General features: G+C 62.4%; 3 protein-coding genes and 1 pseudogene. All 4 read left to right on the plus strand.

What is annotated here, in order from left to right; translation table 11 throughout:
• A partial coding sequence (locus QZ149_RS09935; protein WP_291451279.1) for a phosphatidate cytidylyltransferase occupies positions 1–740 on the plus strand: 740 nt, incomplete at its 5' end.
• Between the two features lie 53 nt (positions 741–793).
• Complete coding sequence (gene rlmN / locus QZ149_RS09940) at positions 794–2,017, plus strand: 23S rRNA (adenine(2503)-C(2))-methyltransferase RlmN (RefSeq protein WP_291451280.1); 1,224 nt, start codon at positions 794–796, stop codon at positions 2,015–2,017.
• Positions 2,014–2,634: a cell division protein DivIVA gene (locus QZ149_RS09945; RefSeq protein WP_291451281.1), complete on the plus strand. Its 621-nt coding sequence runs from the start codon at positions 2,014–2,016 to the stop codon at positions 2,632–2,634. The genes rlmN and QZ149_RS09945 overlap by 4 nt, the downstream gene beginning before the upstream one ends.
• A pseudogene (locus tag QZ149_RS09950) lies at positions 2,634–2,776 on the plus strand (cell division protein DivIVA); the annotation flags it as partial. The gene QZ149_RS09945 and the pseudogene QZ149_RS09950, both read left to right, overlap by 1 nt.

Here is a 2,776-nt window from a genome sequence, read left to right on the forward strand (position 1 = left end):
CGGCCTTCGTGGGCGTCATCGGCTTCGTGTGCCTGGTGGGCATTTGGGAGTTGGCTGGTGCGTTTGCGCGCATGGGCATCGCCCTGGCTGTGACACCGCTGTACGTGGGTGCGATCGGCATGGTGACGTGCGCGTGGTGGCTCGGCAGCGAGGGAATGCTCTTCGCTCTCTACATCACGGTGTTCGTGTGCGCTGCGTGGCGTCTGCTGGATCGGCGTCAGGAATCGAGGATGAGTGATGTCGTCTCGACGACGTTCACGGCGGCGTACGTGCCGTTCCTGGCCTCGTTCGTGGTGCTTATGCTCGGCGCATGGCGTAACCCGTGGGTGTTCGTGGTTTTCGAGTTGATGGTGATCGCCAACGATACGGGCGGCTGGGCTGCCGGTGTTCTGTTCGGTAAACACCCGATGGCACCAGCGCTTTCTCCGAAGAAGTCGTGGGAGGGTTTTGCCGGTTCGGCGCTGACTGCGGTCGGCGTGGGAACGGTCGGCCTGTGGTGGCTGGGTGCCGCCTGGTGGTGGGGAATCATCGCCGGCATCTCGATTGCGTTTGTGGGCACGATGGGTGATCTCACCGAGTCGCTCATTAAGCGTGAGGCGGGCCTGAAAGACATGTCGAAGATTCTGCCCGGGCACGGTGGCGTTCTCGACCGAGTGGACGCGCTGCTCATGAGCGCGCCGGTCGCCTACTTCATTTTTGCGTGGGCGCTGCCGGGTATTTCTTGGGAGTCCAAGCATTGAGTCAATCGACGAAGGGTCGTTCCGGGTCCGATAGGCGTGAGAGGGACGAGGCCGTGGCTGTGTCCCCGATTCGCCGTAGTCCGCGGCGCGAGGTGCGTCCGACGGATCAACCCCCGGAGGGTGCGACGCACAAGGATGCGAAGCCTGTCTTGTCTTTTACTGCGAAGCGCAGGGGCAAGGCTCCGTCGCATCTGGCGGATCTCGACGCCGCAGGACGCAAGCAGGTCCTGAAGGATCTGGGCCTGCCCGCTTTCCGTGCCGACCAGTTGTCGCGTCATTACTTCACGCACTTCGAGGCGGATCCGGAGCACATGAGTGATATTCCAGCAGGTATGCGCGCGCAGGTGCGTGAGGCGCTTCTGCCGACTCTCGTGTCGAAGGTCGTTTCGTTGGAGGCGGATGGCGGTCGCACGATTAAGGATCTGTGGCGTCTCTATGACGGCGCGCAGGTCGAGTCGGTCCTTATGCGTTATCCGCAGCGTACGACTCTGTGCGTGTCTTCGCAGGCGGGGTGCGGTATGGCGTGCCCGTTCTGCGCGACAGGCCAGATGGGTCTGACCCGTAATCTGTCGACGGCCGAGATCGTCGATCAGGTTCGCTACGCGCAGGCCGCGTGCCGCGACGGCGCGCTGGCGGGTGGCCCGACGACTCTGTCGAACATCGTGTTCATGGGGATGGGGGAGCCGTTGGCCAACTACAAGACGGTGATTGGTGCGTTGCATCGCCTCATTGATCCGGCACCCGAGGGCTTTGGTATGAGCGCTCGCAACATCACTGTCTCTACGGTTGGCTTGGTTCCGGCGATCCGTAAGCTGGCGGGGGAGGGGATGCCAGTGACGTTGGCCGTGTCCCTGCATGCTCCCGATGATGACCTGCGTGATGAGCTGATTCCGATCAACTCGCGGTGGAAGGTGGGTGAACTCCTCGACGCGGCCCGCGCCTACTTCCTGGCGACTGGGCGCCGCGTCTCGATCGAGTACGCGCTCATTAAGGACATGAACGATCAGGAGTGGCGTGCGCAGCTCCTGGCCGATGAACTCAATAGACGAGGCCATGGCTGGGTTCATGTGAATCCGATTCCCCTGAACCCGACGCCCGGTTCCATTTGGACGGCGTCGACGAGGCATGCCCAAGACGCTTTCGTGAGTCGGCTGCGTGACAATGGCATTGCCACATCGATCCGTGACACACGCGGTTCGGATATCGATGGAGCGTGCGGTCAGCTCGCGACGGCGGTCGCCGAAGGTAAGCGCGGGCGTATGAAGGAGGACGCATGATCAGGAAAGACTTTTCGCGCAGCTTTTTGCGTATGGGATATGACGCGAGTGAAGTTCTGAGCTTCCTCGTTGACATCGAGCGCACCATCACGGGCGAGGAAACTGATCCTGAGAAGGTCATTACCGCTCAGAAGGCGGAGGACCAGGAGTTTTCCGTGAAGTGGCGTGGCTTCAATGATGAAGAGGTCGACATGGAGATTGATCGGCTTATTCAGGTGTTGCGAGGCCTTGATCGCCAGCGCGAGCAGGCGGCACAGAACGCCGAGCAGGCTGAGACGGCTGCTGTTCCGGCCCAGCCTGCCGCGGCTTCGGCACCGGTGGCTGCACCTGCGCAGCCCGCGCCGACTCCCGCCGTTGCGCAGATGCCCCAGGTAGCCGCTGGTGGCGCAGGCGTTGCGGGTGCCGCGTTGCCAGAGCAGACCGCGACGGAACGCTCAGCTGTGCCGCTCGCGCACGCGTCCGCTACGCTGCCTACGACTAACGATTTCATTTCGGCACCGCCTGTGGCGATTCCTGATGCCGAGCCGATGGCCCTGCCCGCCGAGTATGCCGATTTCGGCACGCAGAAGGCCGTTGATGACATTCTTCGTTCCATGACTCAGAGTAAGGAGCAATGATGGCTGAGTTCCCGAGGGTCGGTTTCTTCTCAAAGGGATACGACCGCGGACAGGTGGATGCGTTCTTTGAGGATGCGCGACGCGCGTACGAGGGTAGTGTGCCTCCGGAGCAGTTTAGTGCGGAGCAGGTGCGCCTGGCGAC

Source organism: Actinomyces sp. ICM47 (genome assembly GCF_905369875.1).
Taxonomy (GTDB): Bacteria; Actinomycetota; Actinomycetes; order Actinomycetales; family Actinomycetaceae; genus Pauljensenia.